Origin of the sequence: Chimaeribacter californicus (assembly GCF_002858675.1) — a bacterium.
In the GTDB taxonomy this organism is placed as follows: domain Bacteria; phylum Pseudomonadota; class Gammaproteobacteria; order Enterobacterales; family Enterobacteriaceae; genus Chimaeribacter; species Chimaeribacter californicus.
Genome location: NZ_PJZF01000025.1, coordinates 1 through 13,754, shown reverse-complemented (window position 1 = coordinate 13,754; position 13,754 = coordinate 1). Strand labels below are relative to the sequence as shown.

Below are 13,754 nucleotides of genomic sequence, written 5' to 3'. Positions count from 1 at the left end.
GCCGGGCGGCGGCACGCCCTCAGCCGCGCGGCCCGGCTTATTGTTGGTCAGGCCGGTCAGGCACGCGCTGGATATGTTCTAAAAGTGTATCAATATTGATAGGTTTACGTAAAAAAGCAACGGCCCCAAGATCCAGGGCCGCCCGTTCCATCTGTTCATCACCGTGGCCGGAGATAAAAATCACCGGTGGCGGGGCGGGGTAACGCGCCAGATGGTCAAACAGGTCAAACCCGCTCATGCCCGCGAGTTTCACATCAATAATCGCCAGGATGATGGCAGGGGTGCCGGAATCGTGCAGAAAGTCTTCCGCTGACGCAAACGCCGCCACCCTGTAGCCCTCCGACTGGAGCAGATTGCTCAGCCCGCTGCGGACGGAGCGTTCATCATCAATAATGGCAATGCATGGCGGCATCATCCCGGTGTCCTCTAACGCGGCGGCGGCTCAGGGGCGCGCTCCGGCGGCGGGGTGCCGCTGATTTTAGGCACGCACTCATGCCGGAACCAGGCCATGGTCAGCGGTTGCCGGTTAATCAGCCGCCGGAGTGCGGGGATGATCTGCTCGCCTACCAGCATCCCGAACAGCCCCAGCAGGGCAACCACCGGCGGCGCGGGCGACGGCACGGCGATCGCCACGTAAACGCCGCCCGCCAACATGCCGGTCAGCAGTGAAATAAGATAGGCTTTCAGCATTATGCCTCCGGGCGTGACAGGGAGGGGGCGGGTGCCACAGGGGCTGCGGCGTGGTGCGGCACCGGCGCGGCGCTCACCCGCCCGGCCACCTCACTGACCAGCGCGCCGCCCAGCAACATGCCGAGCAGGCCGGTCAGCGCAATCGCCGGCGGGGCCGGTGACCGCACCTTCAGCAGCGCATAAAGCAAACCGATAAGGATACCGGCACCAAGGGAAAGCAACCAGGCGCTCATGGGCGTCTCCTGCCGTGGTAAGGGGCCGACCGGGCAGGGCGCCGATCGGCACAGGCGGCTTAGCGGGCCGGTACCGGCGGCAACGTGCGGTGATTGCCCGGCAGGCGCGCCTCGGATTTGTGCACCATGGTGTAGGCGTAATCCACGCCCATGCCGTACGCACCGGAATGCTCCCGGACGATGTTCATCACCGCGTCGTAGGTCTCTTTGTGCGCCCAGTCACGCTGCCATTCCAGCATCACCTGCTGCCAGGTCACCGGCACCACCCCGGCCTGGATCATGCGCTGCATGGAGAAGTCATGCGCCTCTTTGGAGGTGCCGCCGGAGGCGTCCGCCACCATGTAGATCTCATAGCCGCCTTCCAGCATCGCGCACAGCGAAAAGCTGTTGTTGCACACTTCCGTCCACAGCCCGGAGACCACCACTTTTTTCCGGCCGGTGGCGGCCAGCGCGTCACGCACTTTCTGGTCATCCCAGGAGTTCATGGAGGTGCGCTCCAGGATGTCGTGGGTCGGGAACACGTCCAGCAGCTCAGGGTAGGTATGGCCGGAGAAACTCTCGGTTTCCACGGTGGTGATGATGGTCGGAATATCAAAGACTTTGGCCGCTTTCGCCAGCGCCACCGTATTGTTTTTCAGCACCTGGCGGTCGATGGATTGCACCCCAAACGCCATTTGCGGTTGCTGGTCGATGAAAATCATCTGGGAGTTGGTCGGCGTCAGTACTTCAAGTTTCGCGTTGGTCATAACGGTACCCATTGAGGTTGTGTCACAAGGAAAAGGCGGCCGGCAAAAGGGTGCGGCAGCGGTTATGGCTCTCGGGGTGCATGGTAGGGCGGGCGTGCCGGCGGCACTATTATCTCTAGGTATACCTATCCCTACGTATAACTAGACGCTGTTCTGCACCGCTGACCATAATCCGGCCAACCCCGTGCCGCACCCTGCGGCTCCCCCCTTTTGGAGGCGTTATGGTTTCACCTGACAAAGCAGAGCTGATTTTACTTAACGGCGCAATTCACACCGTTGACCGGGCACAACCGCTGGCGGAGGCCGTGGCCATCCGTGACGGCAAATTCCTGGCGGTCGGTAGCGCGGCTGAGGTGATGCAGTACCAGGACGAAGGCACGAAGGTGGTGGATCTCAAGGGGCACACCGCCATCCCCGGCCTGAATGACTCCCACCTGCACCTGATCCGCGGCGGCCTGAACTACAACCTCGAGCTGCGCTGGGAGGGGGTGCCGTCACTGGCGGATGCGCTGCGGATGCTGAAAGACCAGGCGGATCGCACGCCCTCCCCGCAGTGGGTGCGGGTGGTGGGCGGCTGGACGGAGTTTCAGTTTGCTGAACGCCGGATGCCGACGCTCGATGAGATCAACGCCGCCGCGCCGGACACGCCGGTCTTCGTGCTGCACCTCTACGACCGGGCGCTGCTGAACCGCGCCGCGCTGAAGGTGGTGGGTTACACCCGCGACACCCCGAACCCGCCGGGCGGTGAAATCCAGCGCGACAGCAACGGCAACCCGACCGGGATGCTGATCGCCCGGCCGAACGCCATGATCCTCTACGCCACGCTGGCCAAAGGCCCGACCCTGCCGCTGGAACAGCAGGTGAACTCCACCCGCCAGTTTATGCGCGAACTGAACCGCCTTGGCCTGACCAGCGCCATCGACGCGGGCGGCGGCTTCCAGAACTACCCGGAAGATTACGCGGTGATCGCCGAACTGCATGAGAAAAAGCAGCTCACCATCCGCATCGCCTATAACCTGTTTACCCAGCGCCCGGGCCACGAAGTGGAAGACTTCGAAAAGTGGACGGACATGCTGTCGCCGGGGCAGGGCAGTGATTTCTACCGCCATAACGGGGCGGGTGAAATGCTGGTGTTCTCCGCCGCCGACTTCGAGGATTTCCTCGAGCCGCGCCCGGATCTCGCCCCCGGCATGGAAGCGGAGCTGGAGCGCGTGGTGCACCACCTGGTTGAGCACCGCTGGCCGTTCCGCCTGCACGCCACCTATAACGAGTCGATCAGCCGGATGCTCGACGTGTTCGAAAAAGTGAACCGCGAGATTCCGTTTGACGGCCTGCACTGGTTCTTTGACCACGCAGAAACCATCACCCAGGCCAACATTGAGCGGGTGAAAGCGCTGGGCGGCGGCATCGCGGTGCAGCACCGCATGGCGTTCCAGGGGGAATATTTTGCCGAGCGCTACGGCAGCGAGGCCACCAGACAGACGCCGCCGGTGGCGAAAATGCTGGCGGCCGGGCTGCCGGTGGGGCTGGGCACCGACGCTACCCGCGTGGCGAGCTATAACCCGTGGACGGCGCTCTATTGGCTGGTCTCCGGCCGCACCGTGGGCGGGATGCAGATGTATGACGTCAACGCGCGCCTCGACCGCGACACCGCGCTGATGCTCTGGACCCAGGGCAGCGCCTGGTTCTCCAGCGAGCAGGGCAAAAAAGGGCAGATCGCCGCAGGCCAACTGGCGGACCTGGTGATCCTGAGCAAAGACTACTTCCGCGTGCCGGAAGAGGAGATCAAGGGCATTGAGTCACTGCTGACGGTGGTGGACGGCGAAATCGTCTACGCGGCCGGCAGTTTCAGCCCGCTGGCACCGCCGCCGATCCCGGTGCTGCCTGAGTGGTCGCCGGTGGTGAACGTGCCGGGCCACTACCGCAGCGCCCCGCCGCAGGCACAGAGCCGGGTGGGGATGATGCCGGCGGCACACCAGTGCAGCGGCCCGTGCGGCGTGCATACCCACCAGCATGACGTGGCGCGCAAGTCCGGGGTGCCGGTGTCTGATGACACCGCCTTCTGGGGCGCGCTCGGCTGCAGCTGCTTCGCGTTTTAATCATGGCGACCTTATCCCACATCTCACACGCGGCCGCGCCCCGGCTCGACGCCGGGCTGCTGTTCCTGCGGCTCGCCGGCAGTTTCATGCTGTTTTATGTGCATGGCCTGCCGAAGGTACTGCACTTCAGCACCGAGCTGGCGCACATCGAGGACCCGTTCGGCCTCGGCCCTTACATGAACCTGCTGCCCGCGATTCTGGCCGAGGTGGTCTGCCCGGTGCTGATTGCGCTGGGCCTCTTCACCCGGCTGGCCTGCCTGCCGATCATCGCGGTGCTGCTGGTGGCGATGCTGGCGGTACACCCTGACTGGAGCATCGCGGAGGGGCAGTTTGGCTGGTTGCTGCTGATTATCTTTATCACGCTGGCGATCTGCGGGCCGGGGCGCTGGCGCCCTGGTGCGCGTAACCCGGGAGGGCTGCGATGACGCAGGTCAATGACGTAAGCAGCGACGGTGCTGCCGTGCACGAGGCCCCGGCGGCCAGTGTGTCGCCGTGGCACCCGTTGCGCCAGCCGCTGTTCCGTATGCTGTGGATCGCCACGGTGGTCTCCAACATCGGCTCATGGATGAGCGATGTCGGCACCAGCTGGACGATGCTGACGCTCAGCGCCGATCCGCTCTCGGTGGCGCTGGTGCAGGCCGCCAGCAGTTTGCCGATGTTCCTGTTCGCGTTGCCCTCCGGCGTGATGGCGGACATCGTCGATCGCCGCAAATACCTGATCTTTTCGCAGGTCTGGGTGTTTACCGCCGCCGCCGGGTTGAGTGTGCTGGCCGCGCTGGGGCTGGTGACGCCGCTGGTGCTGCTGGTCGCCACCTTCCTGCTGAGCACCGGCGCGGCCATGAGCTCGCCGCCGTTCCAGGCGATTGTGCCGGATCTGGTGAGCAAAGCGGAGCTGGCCCCGGCTATCGCCCTTAACTCGCTGGGCATCAACATCAGCCGCGCCATCGGCCCGGCGCTGGGTGGGCTGGTGCTGTCGTTTGCCGGGCCGTGGGTGGTGTTTATGCTCAATGCGCTGTCGGTGCTGGGCGTCGGGCTGGTGCTCTACCGCTGGAAAACCGCACCGGCCGTCCAGCGGTTGCCGCCGGAGCATTTCTTCTCCGCGGTGCGCGCCGGGGTGCGCTATGTGCATGCCGCGCCGGTGCTGCGCAATGTGCTGGTGCGCACCGTGGCCTTTTTCCTGTTCGGCAGCGCCGGCTGGGCGTTGCTGCCACTGGTGGCACAGCGGGAGCTGGGGCTGGGGCCGGGGGAGTACGGCATTCTGCTGGCGTTTATCGGCCTTGGGGCCATCAGCGGCGCGATGCTGTTGCCGCGGCTGCGCAAAGCCCTGAACCCCGATCGGCTGATGGTGCTGGCCAGTCTGCTGTTTGCGCTGACCATGCTGGCGCTGGCGTTTGTGCGGCAGTTCTGGCTGCTGGCAGGCGCGGAGCTGTTCACCGGCTTCGCCTGGATTGCGGTGCTCTCCACGCTCAACGTCGGCGCGCAACGCAGCGCGGCCCGCTGGGTCAAGGCGCGGGCGCTGGCGGTCTACCTCACGGTGTTTTTCGGCTCAATGACGCTGGGCAGCGCGCTCTGGGGGCAACTCGCCTCCCAGACCAGCATCCCGGTCGCGCTCTGTGCGGCCACGCTCGGCATGGTGCTGGCCAGTGCCACCGTGCTGCGCTGGAAGCTGGACAAAGACCCCGATCTCAATCTGGAGAGCAGCGCGCAGGCAGGCGCAGCGGTCAGCCTGGATATTGCGCATGAGCGCGGGCCGGTGATGGTCAGCATTGAGTACCACATCGACCCGGCCAACGTGCGGCCATTCGTGGCAGCCATTCAGGAGATGCGCCGGGTACGGCGGCGCGGCGGCGCGCTGAGCTGGTCAGTGTATGAGGACATCCAGCAGCCGGGGATTTTTGTGGAGACCTTTGTGGTCGGCTCGTGGATTGAGCATTTACGCCAGCATGAGCGCCACACGGTAAACGACCGCCTCATCCAGAGCCGGGTGCAGGCGTTCCATCTGGATGCAGGGCCGCCGCCGGTGCGGCATCTGGTGGCACCCGGTTAACCTTTACTGACACGACATCTGTTCTACCCTTGTTATTCAACGATTTTATCCGAACTGTTTATCCACTACGTTGAGGAGATTGCCATGAGCACCATCACCACCCAGGACGGCACGCAGATCTATTACAAAGACTGGGGCACCGGTAAGCCGGTGCTGTTCAGCCACGGCTGGCCGCTGGATGCCGACATGTGGGACAGCCAGATGAACTTTCTGGCCGAACGCGGCTACCGCGCCATCGCCTTTGACCGCCGCGGCTTTGGCCGCTCTGAGCAGCCGTGGGAAGGGTATGACTACGACACCTTCGCGTCGGACATTAATGACCTGATCACCGAGCTCGATCTGGACGAGGTGACGCTGGTGGGCTTCTCGATGGGCGGCGGGGACGTGACGCGCTATATCGGCCGTTACGGCAGCGACCGAGTCGCGGGGCTGGCACTGCTGGGCGCGGTGACGCCGATTTTCGGCAAAACCGATGATCACCCGCAGGGCGTGGAGCAGAGCGTGTTCGACGGCATCAAAGATGGCCTGCGCAAAGACCGTGCGCAGTTTATCAGCGATTTTGCCACCCCGTTCTACGGCCTGAACGCCGGGCAGACCGTCTCTGAGGGCGTACTGACCCAGACCCTGAACATCGCGCTGCTGGCCTCGCTGAAAGGCACCATCGACTGCGTGACCGCCTTCTCTGAGACCGATTTCCGCGATGACATCAAAAAAGTCGATGTGCCGACGCTGGTGATCCACGGCAGCAATGACCAGATCGTGCCGTTCGAGGCCACCGGCAAGCTGTCGGCTGAGCTTATCCCCGGTGCGGAGCTGAAAGTTTACGACAACGGCCCGCACGGTTTTGCGGCCACCCATCAGGACCAGCTGAACGAAGACCTGCTGGCGTTCCTGCAATCCCGCTGACCCTGCCTGAAGGTGGTGCCGCCCGGCGCCACCTGCTTCTTTTCTGATGTAGTCATTCCGGACAGCGCGCGCCGGGAAGGTCATAAAACTCAACAGGAAACCGAGATGAACAAAACCCGATTTGGCGCGCTTTCCCTGGCGCTTACTGTCGTCGCGTGCCCGGCCGCCTGGGCCGCAGAGAGCCTGGCAGTGGGTGCCCAATATGACACCACCCATGTCTACGTGCAGCCCGGCAAAATGGACGATTTCGTCAACAGCCTGCTGCACACCTTTGGCGGCAAGGCCACCAAACGCATCACCGCAGACGTGACGCCCACCCCCAGCGAGACGTTCTCCCAGCTGGTGCTGACGCCGGTCGGCAGCTTCTCAGTGTTTGATTTCCAGACCCCGGCACCTTACCCGTTCGGCAATGAGCGCAACGGCTTCCTGGTGCGGGATATGGATGCGGCCGTGGCGCAGGCCAAAGCGGCGGGGGCCGATGTGCTGGTGGAGCCGTTCCCTGACCCGATAGGCCGGGACGCGGTGATCCAGTGGCCGGGCGGCGTGAATATGCAGCTTTACTGGCACACCAAAGCCCCGGATTACGCGCCGCTGAACAGCGTGCCGGAGAACCGCGTCTACCTGTCACGTTACCGGGTGGAGGATTTCATCCGCAGCTATCAGCAGTTCTCACAGGGCAAGCTTGACCGCGATCAGCAGGTCAGCGCTGCCGTGCTCGGCGAGACCAGCGGCACCGTGCGCGAAGTGGATCTCTCCTCCACGTTCGGCAAGGTCAAGATTTTCGTCACTGACGGCCACCTGCCTTACCCGTTCGGCCATGAGCGCACCGGTTACGGTGTCACGGATCTTAAGCAGACGCTGGATAAAGCGCAGGCCAGTCATGCGCAAATCCTCTGGCGCTCCACTGATGCTGCCGGGCCTTCCGCCATGGTCGAGTTCCCCGGCGGCTATATTGCAGAGATTCATCAGGTGAAGGGGTAAGGGTGGAGAAACGGGTAGCGCCCGCGCAGTAAATAATTAAGGCGGTTTACTCAGATAAATATAAATCGGCGCAATATCGGCGAGCGGCAGGAGCAGGATGTAATCCGCGAGGCTCTTCCCTTCCGGCACGGAGCTGGTGGCGTCAATGCCGGTGTGGGTTGGCAGCGCGGCGGCCCGCGCTTGCCACCGTCGCCCGGAGCCGATATTGTCCGCGCTTGTGGTTAACAACAAGGACGCCGTGGCACTATGCGACTCACTTACCTGCCCCTGCTGTTGTCGGCTTGCGCGCCGCTGGCCTGGGCGCACCCGCACAGTTTTATCACCCTGCAGGCGACGCTCCTCCAGCAGGATGCGCAGCTGACCGGCCTGAAAATGCGCTGGACGATGGATGAGATCACCTCCGCCGATCTGCTGTATGACGCCGGGGACGCGCCGCCGGATTCGGAGGTGTGGAAAAAGCTCGCCGCTGAGGTGATGGCCAACGTGCTGGGTCAGCACTACTTCACCGAGTTTTACCATGGCGACCAGCGGGTCAAATTCCATAACCTGCCGCCCTCTTACCGCCTGTTGCGCGAAGGGCACAAGGCGGTGCTGGAGTATGTGTTGCCGCTGGCCGCGCCGCAGCCGCTCAAAGGCCAGACCTACACCTTCTCTACCTTTGACCCGACCTATTTTGTGGATATGCATTACGACAACGCCACCAGCCTGCACCTGCCGCCGGAAATGGATGCCTGTCACATCACGCTGGATACCCCGGCGCCTGATGTCTCGCTCCAGAACTATGCGCTGTCGCTGGATAAAGCCGACGCGCCGCCGGAGGATATGGATCTTGGCCGCCAGTTTGCCCAGAAGGTGACCCTGACATGCCCATAACCTCCCAGACGTCTGTTCTGCGCCGCCACCGTTGGCTTCAGATCTGGCCGCTGCTGTTGCTGGCCGCCGTGCTGCTGCTGGGCGGGTTGTGGCTGATGCACATCTGGCCCTCGCTGTTGTGGCAGGGCACCCAGTGGCAACGCAGCCTGAACGGCCAGATCGCCGCGCTGATGCAGCAGGTCAGGGCGGAACCGCAGCGCGCCGGGCTTATCCTGGTGCTGTTCAGCCTGCTGTACGGCATCCTCCACGCCGCCGGGCCGGGGCACGGCAAACTGGTGATCACCACCTACCTGGCAACCCACCCGTCCCGGCTGAAAAGCAGCCTGCGCCTGACCTTTGCCGCGTCATTGTTACAGGGCAGCGTGGCGGTGATCCTGGTGACGCTGCTGCTCGGCGTGTTCGATCTCTCCGCCCGCCAGTTGCACCAGAGCAGCTTCTGGCTGGAGCGCGGCAGTTACCTGCTGGTGATGGGGCTGGGCGTGCTGCTGATGTTCCGGGCGGTAAAGGCGCTGCGCCAACAGTGGCACAGCCTGCGGCAGCCGTTCCGGGCATTGCGGCCGCTGAATGGCGAGCCGCATGTGCACAGCGATCACTGCGGCTGCGGCCACCGCCATATGCCGACCGATGAGGCACTGGCGGCAGCGGGCGATTGGCGTACCCGCGCTGCGCTGGTGCTGTCGATGGGGCTGCGGCCCTGCTCGGGGGCGATCATGATGCTGCTGTTCGCCAAGGTGATTGGCGCTTATCTGTGGGGCGTGCTGGCGGCGTTTGTGATGGCGTTCGGCACCTCGCTGACCATCTCGCTGCTGGCGCTCGGGGTACACAGCCTCCAGCGGTTGTTGATGCGCAACGTGCACAGCGGCCCGGTGCCCGCCTGGCGGCGTATCGGCCGCGCCTCCCTGACCCTGGCCGGGGGGCTGTTGCTGCTCGCGGCCGGGCTGTTCCTCTGGTTCAGCGCCCAGCCGGGGCTGACCGGCAGCGGCAACCCGCTGCTGCGCTGAAACCCCTCAGGGAGGCATCGCCTCCCTTTTTTACACCTGAATGCTGCCTTCCCGGTTGCATACTCCGCTGACAAATTGTTGTGTTATTACCTATCAATAAGCAGCTATCGGATAAAGGGCAGGCGGTGGGTGCCTGCCCTGAAAACCTTGATTACGCGCCAAAGCCGCCATCAATGGTCAGCGCGGTGCCTGTTACCATGGCCGCCTCCTGGCTCGCGACCCAGAACACCATACCCGCCACCTCGCCGGCATGGGCATGGCGTTTAATCGCCATGAAGCCGTGCATCGTCTCATGCAGCGGCCCGTCGGCTGGGTTCATATCCGTGTCGGTTGGGCCGGGCTGAACCACATTCACCGTGATGGCGCGATCGCCAAAATCCCTGGCCAACCCTTTTACCATGCCCTGAAGTGCCGCTTTGCTGGTGCTGTATGCGGACAGCCCCTCCATCGGCATACGGTCGGCGTTAACCGAGCCGATAATGATGATACGGCCCCCGGCGTGCATTCTCCTTGCGGCTTCCACCGCCGCAAAATAGGGCGCATGAATATTCACAGTAAACAGTCTTTCAATCTCCTCGGCGGGGATATCCAGGGGATCCCCCGCGGCCAGCAGACCCGCGTTAAACACCAGCACATCCAGCTCACCCGCTTCAGCAACGGCATTTGCCAGCGCAGCGCGGTCAGACACGTCCAGCTTCACCGCCTGGCTTTGCGTCTCAGCGGCAATGGCATTGGCCTTTTCCTGTGAGTGCGCATAGGTAAAAACCACGTTATCGCCGTTTTCAGCGAAGCGGCGCACGATCGCTTCGCCAATGCCCCGGCTGCCGCCGAGTACGAGAACCTGTCTTCCGCTGCTTTTTTTATCGCTATGCATGTTCTTTCCTCTGTGGTGAATTATATATCGTTTAGTACAAATATCGGGCCGGAGAGCCATTGTCAATGATTTATGTATCATTTAGTATATAAAAAAGACTTAGTATATAAAAAACAGAGGAGGCCGGAATGAGAACGGGCAGACCAAGACAATTTGACCGCGATGAGGCGGTACGGCAGGCGATGCACCTGTTCTGGGAAAACGGGTATGATGCGACGTCACTCTCTCAGCTCAAAGCAGCCATCGGCCGCGGTATTACTGCGCCCAGTTTCTACGCCGCGTTTGGCTCAAAAGAGAAGTTATATAAGGAGACCGTCGCCTGTTATTTGCACTCCCATGGCCGGGTAACCGACGCGTTATGGGATGACACGTTGCCGCCGCGTCAGGCGATTGAGACGACGCTCCTGCGTTCGGCCCGCATGCAGTGCGAAACCGGGCACCCAAAAGGCTGTATGGTGGCGCTGGGCGTGATGTCAGCGAATTCAGAGGAACACCGGCATCTGCTTGCCCCGCTCGACACGGCGCGAGCCCGCACCCGTGAAGGGTTCATCCGCTGTGTGAAGCGGGGCGTTGAGAATGGGGAACTGCACGCCGGGGCGTCCCCCGACACGCTGGGGCTGGTGTTTAACAGTTTCCTGTTCGGCATCTCAACGCTGGCACGGGACGGCGTTCCGCTTAGCATAATTGAGACGTCTGTCAGGCAAATTATGGCGTTGTGGGAGACGTTCTCTGTTAAAAACGGCAACGAATTGCCCAATGGATAACCACGGCAAGTGATGGTACGTAGCGCCGGGGGCGCAGAAGCGAAAAAAAAGGCGGCCATTGGCCGCCCTGCATACATGTACCGCGGCGATTACTCGCCCAGACGGTAACGCTCCAGCCAGTGCGCGTACGGGGCAGGCAGCACCCAGGACGGCTTCTCTACCTGGAGCTGCTGCGCCAGACGGTAGCTGTAGTGCGGGTCTGCCAGCATGGCGCGGCCAATCATCACCAGATCCATATCCCCTTCGGCAATGCAGCGCTCCGCCACGGCGGCCGCTTCCACGCCCCAGGAGGAGGCGACCGGCAGGTCAGCTTCGTTGCGCACGCGGCGGGCAACCGGCGCCAGGAAGCCCGGCCCCCAGGGGATGTTGCTGTCCGGCGTGGAGAAACCGACGCTGACGTTGAGCATATCCAGCCCTTTTTCGCGCAGGATGTTGGTCAGGGCAATCGCCTCGGCCAGGGTTTCCTCGTCGCGGCCGTCATACTCGATCACGCCAAAACGGGCGGTCAGCGGCAGATCCTGCGGCCACTCGGCGCGCACGGCGTCGAAGGTTTCGATCAGGAAGCGGCTGCGGCCGGTGAAATCACCGCCGTATTCGTCGGTACGCTGGTTGGCGTGTACCGAGAAGAAGCTCTGCGCCAGGTAGCCGTGGGCGAAGTGCAGCTCCAGCCACTCGAACCCGGCGTCACGCGCACGGCGCGCAGCGGCCACGAAGTCCGCCGTGACGCGCTGGATGTCCGCTTTGGTCATGGCTTTCGGCACTTTCGGCAGGTTTTTGCCGAACGCCACCGCAGAGGGTGACAGGGTTTCCCAGCCGCGCGCATCGCCTTCCGGGATATGGTCGTCGCCTTCCCACGGGGCGTTGGCGCTGGCTTTACGGCCTGCGTGGGCGATCTGAATGCCCGGCACGGCACCGGCTTCTTTGATCGCTTTCGCGATGTTCGCCAGCTCCGCGGCCTGCTCATCATTCCAGATGCCGAGATCCCCCGGGGTGATGCGCCCTTCCGGCGCCACTGCGGTGGCCTCGACGATCACCAGACCGGCACCGCCGCGTGCCAGCCCCGCGTAGTGTACCCGGTGCCAGTCATTTACCAGACCGTCAACCGCTGAGTATTGGCACATCGGCGGTACGGCAATACGGTTTTTGAGTGTCACGCTTTTCAGCGTAAACGGTGTAAATAGCTGAGCCATGGTTATCTTCTCTTTGTCATAAAATAGCCTCTGCCCACACGGGCAAGGGCAAATAGCCTAGTGCCTTTCCTGCGGACGCGAGTTGATATTTGTGCGGTTTGGGCGGCTCAACTGCCCATAAAGCATCAACGACAGCATGGCCGACAGCGACAGCAGCGCGGCCGGCAGGGCGACGTAGTTGTACGCGAAATTCATCGTGATCATCATCCCGCCGCAGAATGCGCCCAGTGCGCTGCCGAGGTTAAAGGCGATCTGCCCGCCTGCCGCGCCCAGCATTTCGCCGCCTTTCGCATTTTGCAGCAGCAGGATTTGCAGCGGCGCAGAAAGCGCAAACAGCCCGGCACAGCTGATAAACGCAAAGCTGAGCGATGCCCCTTGCTGGGTGGAGAAGAAGAAAATCATCAGCAGCGAGACAACAATCACCAGATCGGTGATGACGGCGATACGCAGCGGCGAGACGCGGGCGGATAATCTGGCACTCACCAGGTTCCCCAGCACCATGCCCAGACCGGCCAGCATCATAATCCCCGGCATGGCGGCTTCAGAGAAGCCGGAAACGCCCAGCATCACCGGTTTGATGTAGCTGAACCAGGCGAACACCCCGGCGTTACCCAGCATGGTGGCCAGAAAAATCAGCCACGGCGCGGGTGATGCCAGGAACCGGAACTGCTCGCGGAGTGTGGTTGATGCCTTATCCGAGATATCGGGGATCCAGCTTATCACCGACAGCAACACCGCGAGGTTAAATGCAGCGATCAGCAAAAACGGCGCGCGCCAGCTGAACATATGGCTCAGCCAGGTCCCCAGCGGAATGCCGAGCAGGTTCGCCAGCGTCATCCCCGAGACCATGCCCGCCACCGCCGCAGTGACTTTGCCGGGGCGCGCGACTTTCGTCAGCATAATGGCCCCGACGCCGAAAAATGCGCCGTGCGGAAAGCCGGAGAGCAGCCTGCCGATGACCAGCATCGGATAGGAAGAGGAGAGGGCGAACAGCGCGTTGCCGAGCACGCACAGCGCCACCAAAAACAGCAGTTGGGCTTTCAGGGAGAACTTGCCGGAGACCAGCGCCATCACCGGCGCACCGATGACCACCCCCAGCGCATAAAACGAGATCATATGCCCGGCGTCAGGGATCGGGATCTGCACGTCGCGCGCCAGCTCCGTCAATACCCCCATCATGCCGAACTCGGCCATGCCCAGCCCGAACGCCCCCATTGCCAACGCGATGACTACTTTTTTCATCGAATGCCTCCGAGATACCCCGTCCTTTTAGGGCGGGGAGGAAAGGAGGCGGTTTTCTGCCTGACTTCTTTTTGTTTGACCATCGTCAATGCCTCTCACATTTTTGCC

General features: G+C 62.8%; 16 protein-coding genes. 8 read left to right on the top strand and 8 right to left on the bottom strand.

Features of this window, described 5'->3' with window-relative positions:
• Positions 1–37: 37 nt before the first annotated feature.
• The 4 genes from CYR55_RS20455 to CYR55_RS20440 are packed head-to-tail and all read right to left on the bottom strand — an operon-like array spanning position 38 to position 1,669.
• Positions 38–415, bottom strand: coding sequence for a response regulator transcription factor (locus CYR55_RS20455; RefSeq protein WP_101818194.1), 378 nt, complete (start codon positions 413–415; stop codon positions 38–40).
• 11 nt (positions 416–426) lie between these two features.
• Entirely contained in the window at positions 427–690 is a 264-nt protein-coding gene (locus CYR55_RS20450) for a DUF1427 family protein (RefSeq protein WP_175580822.1), read from the bottom strand.
• Positions 690–923, bottom strand: coding sequence for a DUF1427 family protein (locus tag CYR55_RS20445; protein ID WP_101818193.1), 234 nt, complete (start codon positions 921–923; stop codon positions 690–692). The genes CYR55_RS20450 and CYR55_RS20445 overlap by 1 nt, the downstream gene beginning before the upstream one ends.
• 59 nt (positions 924–982) lie before the next feature.
• On the bottom strand, positions 983–1,669 hold the full coding sequence (locus CYR55_RS20440) for a hydrolase (RefSeq protein ID WP_101818192.1): 687 nt from the start codon (positions 1,667–1,669) through the stop codon (positions 983–985).
• Between the two features lie 221 nt (positions 1,670–1,890).
• Between CYR55_RS20440 and CYR55_RS20435 the strand changes: the two genes are divergently transcribed.
• The 5 genes from CYR55_RS20435 (at position 1,891) to CYR55_RS20415 (ending at position 7,702) form a co-directional block, all read left to right on the top strand.
• Positions 1,891–3,768, top strand: a complete 1,878-nt coding sequence (locus tag CYR55_RS20435; protein ID WP_101818191.1) for an amidohydrolase — start codon at positions 1,891–1,893, stop codon at positions 3,766–3,768.
• A 2-nt stretch (positions 3,769–3,770) separates the two neighbouring features.
• The gene (locus tag CYR55_RS20430) at positions 3,771–4,193 is read left to right on the top strand and encodes a DoxX family protein (protein WP_101818190.1); all 423 of its coding nucleotides are present in this window, start codon (positions 3,771–3,773) and stop codon (positions 4,191–4,193) included.
• Entirely contained in the window at positions 4,190–5,815 is a 1,626-nt protein-coding gene (locus tag CYR55_RS20425; RefSeq protein WP_101818189.1) for an MFS transporter, read from the top strand. The genes CYR55_RS20430 and CYR55_RS20425 overlap by 4 nt, the downstream gene beginning before the upstream one ends.
• A gap of 84 nt (positions 5,816–5,899) precedes the next feature.
• Entirely contained in the window at positions 5,900–6,721 is an 822-nt protein-coding gene (locus tag CYR55_RS20420) for an alpha/beta fold hydrolase (protein ID WP_101818188.1), read from the top strand.
• Positions 6,722–6,826: 105 nt separating this feature from the next.
• Positions 6,827–7,702, top strand: a complete 876-nt coding sequence (locus CYR55_RS20415; RefSeq protein WP_101818187.1) for a glyoxalase — start codon at positions 6,827–6,829, stop codon at positions 7,700–7,702.
• Positions 7,703–7,738: 36 nt separating this feature from the next.
• Here the strand turns inward: CYR55_RS20415 and CYR55_RS20410 are convergent, their stop codons facing one another.
• On the bottom strand, positions 7,739–7,930 hold the full coding sequence (locus tag CYR55_RS20410; protein WP_101818186.1) for a hypothetical protein: 192 nt from the start codon (positions 7,928–7,930) through the stop codon (positions 7,739–7,741).
• An 18-nt stretch (positions 7,931–7,948) separates the two neighbouring features.
• Between CYR55_RS20410 and CYR55_RS20405 the strand changes: the two genes are divergently transcribed.
• On the top strand, positions 7,949–8,575 hold the full coding sequence (locus tag CYR55_RS20405; protein WP_101818185.1) for a DUF1007 family protein: 627 nt from the start codon (positions 7,949–7,951) through the stop codon (positions 8,573–8,575).
• Complete coding sequence (locus CYR55_RS20400; RefSeq protein ID WP_101818184.1) at positions 8,566–9,576, top strand: nickel/cobalt transporter; 1,011 nt, start codon at positions 8,566–8,568, stop codon at positions 9,574–9,576. Before CYR55_RS20405 ends, CYR55_RS20400 begins: the two co-directional genes overlap by 10 nt.
• A gap of 151 nt (positions 9,577–9,727) precedes the next feature.
• Here the strand turns inward: CYR55_RS20400 and bdcA are convergent, their stop codons facing one another.
• Positions 9,728–10,450 (bottom strand): SDR family oxidoreductase, encoded by a 723-nt coding sequence (gene bdcA / locus CYR55_RS20395; RefSeq protein ID WP_101818183.1) that lies wholly within the window; start codon positions 10,448–10,450, stop codon positions 9,728–9,730.
• A 128-nt stretch (positions 10,451–10,578) separates the two neighbouring features.
• Here bdcA and CYR55_RS20390 point away from each other — a divergent pair, with 128 nt between their 5' ends.
• A complete protein-coding gene (locus CYR55_RS20390) occupies positions 10,579–11,214 on the top strand; it encodes a TetR/AcrR family transcriptional regulator (protein ID WP_101818182.1) in 636 nt (211 codons plus the stop codon).
• Between the two features lie 89 nt (positions 11,215–11,303).
• Here the strand turns inward: CYR55_RS20390 and CYR55_RS20385 are convergent, their stop codons facing one another.
• On the bottom strand, positions 11,304–12,404 hold the full coding sequence (locus CYR55_RS20385; RefSeq protein WP_101818181.1) for an NADH:flavin oxidoreductase/NADH oxidase: 1,101 nt from the start codon (positions 12,402–12,404) through the stop codon (positions 11,304–11,306).
• A gap of 57 nt (positions 12,405–12,461) precedes the next feature.
• On the bottom strand, positions 12,462–13,646 hold the full coding sequence (araJ, locus tag CYR55_RS20380) for an MFS transporter AraJ (RefSeq protein ID WP_101818180.1): 1,185 nt from the start codon (positions 13,644–13,646) through the stop codon (positions 12,462–12,464).
• Positions 13,647–13,754: the final 108 nt, after the last annotated feature.